Origin of the sequence: Halorubrum vacuolatum (genome assembly GCF_900188065.1) — an archaeon.
In the GTDB taxonomy this organism is placed as follows: Archaea; Halobacteriota; Halobacteria; order Halobacteriales; family Haloferacaceae; genus Halorubrum; species Halorubrum vacuolatum.
Genome location: NZ_FZNQ01000010.1, coordinates 98,189 through 104,352 on the forward strand (window position 1 = coordinate 98,189; position 6,164 = coordinate 104,352).

General features: G+C 65.8%; 5 protein-coding genes. 2 read left to right on the forward strand and 3 right to left on the reverse strand.

What is annotated here, in order from left to right:
- Nucleotides 1–3: 3 nt before the first annotated feature.
- A complete protein-coding gene (locus tag CHB65_RS10705; protein ID WP_089385056.1) occupies nt 4–900 on the reverse strand; it encodes an isoaspartyl peptidase/L-asparaginase in 897 nt (298 codons plus the stop codon).
- A gap of 203 nt (nt 901–1,103) precedes the next feature.
- Between CHB65_RS10705 and icd the strand changes: the two genes are divergently transcribed.
- Nucleotides 1,104–2,366, forward strand: a complete 1,263-nt coding sequence (icd, locus tag CHB65_RS10710) for an isocitrate dehydrogenase (NADP(+)) (RefSeq protein WP_089385057.1) — start codon at nt 1,104–1,106, stop codon at nt 2,364–2,366.
- Nucleotides 2,367–3,081: 715 nt separating this feature from the next.
- Here the strand turns inward: icd and CHB65_RS10720 are convergent.
- Together CHB65_RS10720 and secF are read right to left on the reverse strand one after the other, a co-directional pair.
- On the reverse strand, nt 3,082–4,683 hold the full coding sequence (locus CHB65_RS10720; protein ID WP_089385059.1) for a preprotein translocase subunit SecD: 1,602 nt from the start codon (nt 4,681–4,683) through the stop codon (nt 3,082–3,084).
- A complete protein-coding gene (secF, locus tag CHB65_RS10725; protein ID WP_089385060.1) occupies nt 4,683–5,573 on the reverse strand; it encodes a protein translocase subunit SecF in 891 nt (296 codons plus the stop codon). The genes CHB65_RS10720 and secF overlap by 1 nt, the downstream gene beginning before the upstream one ends.
- Before the next feature lie 158 nt (nt 5,574–5,731).
- On the opposite strand from secF, the gene CHB65_RS10730 reads away from it, so the two are divergent.
- Nucleotides 5,732–6,067, forward strand: a complete 336-nt coding sequence (locus CHB65_RS10730; RefSeq protein ID WP_089385061.1) for a hypothetical protein — start codon at nt 5,732–5,734, stop codon at nt 6,065–6,067.
- The last annotated feature ends 97 nt before the right edge of the window (nt 6,068–6,164 follow it).

Below are 6,164 nucleotides of genomic sequence, written 5' to 3' on the forward strand. Positions count from 1 at the left end.
TCCTTACTCGTCCACGGCGACACTCGTCTGCATCGCGTCCGTATTAAACGCGCTTCCCGCGCCGTCCGCGTCGAGGACGATGACGCCCGCGCCCGACCCCGTCACCGCATCGAACTCCTCGATCGCCAACTCGGCGGCCGTCTGCGCGTCGAGCCCAGATTCCAGGTACGAGACCGCCCGCTCGGTCAACGTCACGCGGGCGATATCCTCGCCCGCGCCGGTCGCGCTCGCGCCACCCGCGTCGGTACAAAAGAATCCCGAGCCGACCTGCGGCACGTCGCCGACGCGGCCCGCGAGCGCGAACGATCGGCCGCCGGTGGAGGTCGCGGCCGCGAACGTCTCACCGTCGCCGGCGACCGCGCCGACGGTGTCGTGATCGGGGGCCTCGCGTTCGGAGCGCTCCCCCGCGTCGTCATCCCCCGACCCGAACCGGCTCGCGAGCCAGTCGAGGTGCGCCTCGATCCCCTCGTTCGGCGGGTCCTCCGACTCGTAGCGCTCGCGCTTTTCGTCCGTGAGCAGGTCCACGCCTGTCTCGATCCCGAACGCGTCCGCGAGGGCGACGGCGTGCTCGCCGGCGACGAAGATATGGGGCGTCTCCTCCGCGACGACGCGGGCGACCGAGACGGCGTGCTCGACGCCGGGCATCGAACAGACCGCGCCGATCCGCCGGTCCGCGGTCATCACGCCGGCGTCCGTGCGGACGACGCCGTCCGATTGCACCGCGCCGCCGACGCCCGCGTTGAACCGCGGGCTCGATTCGAGCACCCGAACCGCCGCTTCCACCGCATCGAGCGGGGTCCCGGCCGCTGCGCCCGCCTTGGCCGCCTCGTCGAGCACCGCTTGCCGCGGTTCCGGTTGCTCGGGGGCACTCCCGGCACCGCCGTGGACGATCACGCGCATGGCTGTGGGTCCGCCGACGGTGAGTTAAAAGGGTCGAAAGTGGCGGCCCGGAAACACGCCGTCGACGGGTGGGGTGATCGAACCTCCGGCAATCGTTGCACCGATCCACCGAAACCGGGGGATGGCGGTCGGATCGTCGTCGTCGTGCGACCTAGGGGAAAACGGCAGGCACTTTAGGTCGGTACGAGAAGCCACGAACGTTCATGAGCTACGACAAAGTCGAAGTCCCCGAGGACGGTGAGGCCATCACGCTCGCCGACGAGGAGACCGGCGAGTTGGACGTCCCGGAGAACCCCATCATCCCGATCATCCACGGCGACGGGATCGGCACGGACGTCGGCCCCGCCGCCCAGCAGGTGCTCGATGCGGCCGCCGAGGCCACCGGGCGCTCCATCGCGTGGATGCGCGTTTACGCCGGCGCCTCCGCCCGAGACAAGTACGGCGAGAACCTCCCCGAGGACACCGTCTCCGCGATCCGCGAACACCGCGTCGCGATCAAGGGCCCGCTCACGACCCCCGTCGGATCCGGGTTCCGCTCGCTCAACGTCGCGCTGCGAAAGACGCTCGACGCGTACGCGAACGTCCGACCGACCTACTACCTCGATGGCGTCCCCTCGCCGGTCAAAGCGCCCGAGAAGATGGACATGGTCATCTTCCGTGAGAACACCGAGGACGTGTACGCCGGGATCGAGTGGGAGGCCGGCACCGACGAGGTCGAGACGGTGCGTGCGTTCGTCGAGGACGAGATGGGCGTCGATGACGTCATCCACGACGGCCCGGTCGGCATCGGGATCAAGCCGATCACCGAGTTCGGATCCAAGCGGCTCATCCGTGAGGCGTTCGATTACGCGCTTGAGAACGACCGTGACTCCGTCACGCTCGTCCACAAGGGGAACATCATGAAGTTCACCGAGGCGGCGTTCCGCGACTGGGGCTACGAGCTCGCCGAGGAGGAGTACGGCGACGAACTCATCACCGAGGACGAACTGTGGGACGAGCACGACGGCGACCAGCCCGAGGGGACGGTCGTGGTGAAAGACCGGATCGCGGACAACATGCTCCAGCAGGTGCTGACCCGGACCGATGAGTACGACGTGATCGCGACGATGAACCTGAACGGCGACTACTTCTCCGATGCCGCTGGCGCACAGATCGGCGGACTCGGTATCGCGCCCGGGATCAACCGCGGACACGGTCGTGCGCTCGCCGAGCCGGTTCACGGCTCCGCGCCCAAGTACGCCGGCGAGGACAAGGTGAACCCGACCGCGATGATCCTCTCAGGTCGCGAGATGCTCGATTACCTCGGCTGGAAGGACGCCGCGGACCTCGTCCGTGACGCCGTCGAGGAGACCATCTCCTCGGGGAAGGTCACCTACGACCTCCACCGCCAGATCGACGGCGGCGAGAAGCTCGCGACGAGCGAGTTCGCCGACGCCATCGTCGAAAATATCGAAAAGCTGTCGTAGACAGCCTTTTTCGCTCCCAGCATAGCTGGGACAACCGCCCTCGATGGTTATTTGCCTCACCGAGCCACCTCGCGGGCGCGTTCTATCAGGCTTGATCGCTATCTATCTCTATTGTTGTTACATCGACACTTATACCGATCGAACGCTGTGTGCTATTCGGTGACAAACCACTAATGTACGAATCCGAGCCGATCCACACCAGCACGCGGATACCCCCTGCCACATCGATCGACCGATCGAACCAGCGCCCCGACGCAGCGTCCTCGCGCGATGACGCTCCCGTCGCCGTCAGCCGAATCGTTCCCTCCGTACGGGACTGAGTCGATGGCGACACCCCCGTTCTCGTTTTTATAAACTGACCACTGGCGGTCGGCGCGCTCCGGTGAGCGCCCGGAGGGCGCGACACCGAGCGCGAGGGAGCCCACGGCTGGTTGATAAACCAGCCGTGGCGAGGCTGGGGAGGTGTGAGGCTGGGGTGCTCACTCCTCGCTCGTCGCTCCACCGGCTACTCCGGGTCACCGTCACCACTTATAAACACCAACACGACCCCTCAAGACTGATTATACACAACCCGAGCAACCAACCGCTCAATTTGCACGCTTCAGCGGCCGGGTGTTTTAGACGAGGATTCGTCTGAACTACACTATTTAAATGGGAGTTTATAAATAGTCGTCAGCCCACGACGCCACCCGATACCGTCGCCGACGGCGCTCGCCTACCGAACGGTGAGCAGCCGCCGGAGGATGTCGCCGTATGCCGGCCGGGTGATGAGCACGCCGATGAGCACGCCGAGGATGGTGAAGATGGCGAACCCGGAGAGGTCACCGAGGCTCAACACCATGAGCGGCGACATCGCGATGATCGTCGTGGCGGCGGCTGCGCCGATCACCCAGAAGGCACGTCTGAACCGTGAGTCGAACACCTTCCGGGATTTGACCTCGCCCTCGCTCATCACCTCGTCGGCGATGATCACGAGGTCGTCCACCCCCGTGCCGACCACGGCGATGAAGCCCGCGATGACCGCTAACTCGATCGGATAGCCGACGAGCGCGGCGAACCCGAGCAGCGCGTACACCTCCGCGAGCGCCGTGACGATCATCGGCAGCGCGACCTTCGGCTCCCGGTAGCGGAGGAAGACCATCCCGGCCACCGCGAAGATGGCGAAGACGCCGGTGATCATCGCGTAGAACCGGAAGTTCTCACCCTGCGTGGGCGAGATGAACGCGGAGGTCCCCTCGCCGGCGATATCGAGTTCGGCCGGGAGCGCACCGGCGCGCAGGTTGATCGACACCTGCTGGGCGTCCTCGAAGGAGGTCGTGGTCAGCCGGAAGTTGCCGGAGTCCGCCCACGTTCCGCCGACCATGCTCTCCGCGAGCCCGTCGTCCATCCCGAACGCGTTGACGACCTCGCCGTCGACGACGAGCAGGAGACACGGCTCGTTCGTCTCCCCGACCGGGTCCTCCATGTAGGTACAGCGGGCCCCACCCGTGTCGGAGGCTACCCCGCGATCGACCACGGCGTCCTGGAAGCGGTGTGCCGGCGACTGCTCGCCCTCGGGCGCCTCGTTGATCACCGAGACGGGAACGTACGGCTGGTCGTTCTCGTCGCGGCTGGCGGTCCCGATGTTCTCGAAGTCGTCCTGAACGAGCACTTCCTCTTCGACGCCGAGACCGTCTTCGGCATCCTCATCGGGATAGCCGATGTCGATCTGGACGGTCCCACGGTCTTCGAGCAGGTCGATCACGTCCTGGCGTCCCTCGCCGGGCACCTCGACGAGCATGAACCACTCGCCGGTGATCGACTGGACCTGCTGGACGCTCCCCCCGGAGAGACCGGCCTCGTTGATCGTTCCGCGAATGACGGACTCGGCGGCCTCTCGGGTTTCAGCGGTGACGCCACGTCTGATGTCGTTGTAGGCGTAGCCGGAGGCGTCCATCGCGGACCGGAACTCGTCCTCGGTGACGTCGGGGTCGGTCACCTCGACCTCGCCGCCCTGTTCGTCCAACTCTTCGGCGTTCACCTCCCTCGCGGAGACGCCCTCGAGCTGCTCGGCGACGTTCGCGGCCACCTCGCTTGGGTTGTCCCCATCGAACTCAACGCCTGTGGCGGTGTAGCCGATCAACGGGGCGCGGATGCGTGTCCCGCCGGCCAGATCGAGCCCGTACTGGAGGTTCGTCAGTCCCTGCCGGGCCTCATCAGGGTCCTCACCCGGTGCGGTGTCGGGTGCGAACTGCGGCGCGAAGAGCGCGACGGACGCGGCGATGATCACGACGACGAGCAACAGGACGCGCCAGTTTTGCTTGATCGGGTCCAACATCAGCGGCTCACCCCCTCGAATTTGTACCAGCGGAGCAGGGTCACGTTCATCAGATACGTGTTCATCAGGTCCGCACAGAGCCCGATCGCGAGGATGATCCCGATGTCTCGGAGCAGGTCGATCCCGAAGAGCGTCGCGATGATCGCCATCACGATCATCGCCGCCATCGACGTGACGGTCATCGTTACCCCGGTCCGCATCGCCCGGCTCACGGACTCATAGAAGTCGCCGGTTCGGCGTAACACCGAGTTGTTCAACAGGATGTCCGAGTCGACGCTGTATCCGATGATCATGAGCAGCGCCGCGACCGTCCCGAGCGTCATCTCGATCCCGAGCAGGTTCATCGCCGCGATCGGGATGATGATGTCCGAAAAGGCGGACGCGACGACCGCGATGGAGGGGACGAACGTCCGGAACAGCGCGAAGACGAGAACGCTCATTCCGAGGAAGGCGATGGCGACGCCGAACAGCGCGGTCTGTGCCGTATCCGCGGCGAAGGATGCGGAGACCTGATCGACGGCGTCGATGGTCAGCCCACCGGCTTCGGCTTGGTCCTCGAGGTCGCTCGCCATATCCCCCGTCTCCTCACCGCCCGGATCGGCCCGGAAGGTGACGACGACGACGTCGTCCGCGGGGATCGCTCGGACGGAATCCGGCTCCTGTTCGAACGCCGCGTCGATGCGTTCCTGCATGTCCCCTTCGCCGTCGTCGGCGAGCCTGATCTCCACGCCGCCGGTGAACTCGAGCCCCAGATTCGCCGGGGCACCCGTCATGAGGTACCACCCGCCGATGATCGCGAGCGCCAACGCGAGCACCGCCAGCGGAACCAGCACGAGCTGCCGGTTCGTGTAGTCGGTGTAATCGACTTCCGGCACCTCGATCGATCTCATTGAAACGGCTTCGTCCGTCAGGGTGAATAAGCCTTCTTATCTCTTGAGTGGGCGGATGGCCCGCTCCGCCGCGGTTGCGGTTGCGGATGCGTGGAAAAACGAGCGGGACGCACGATCGCGGCGAAACGGGTTTGTCGCTGCGCGTACGCCGTTACCATATGACACTACCGATCGCCTCCCGTGTCGTCCTCTCGTACCCGAACGGGCTGAGCACGTGGGGCCGTGATCAGATCGGGACGGACCGCTATCGTGGCTACTTCCGCCGTGTCCTCGGCGAGGTGGCCGTCGGCGACGAGCGCGAGGAGTTCGTCGACATCGGCTGTTGTGGCGACAGCCTCGACATCCCGTTCCGCATCGAACGGATCGAGGACGCCGAGGGCCGCTCGCTCGACCGTGCCGTCGTCGACGCCGACACCGAGGTCGTCTACACGACCCACGACGGCGACGTCGAGGGGGGCTGGCTCGTCCAGAGCGCGGCCGGTCCACAGGAGTGAGGTTGACATCCTCCCCGCCCTAAAGGGCGAGGATTCCCGAGCGTTGGGATATTAAGATTCGCAACCCACCTGTTCTCTCGGGTGGAACAACCCGGAG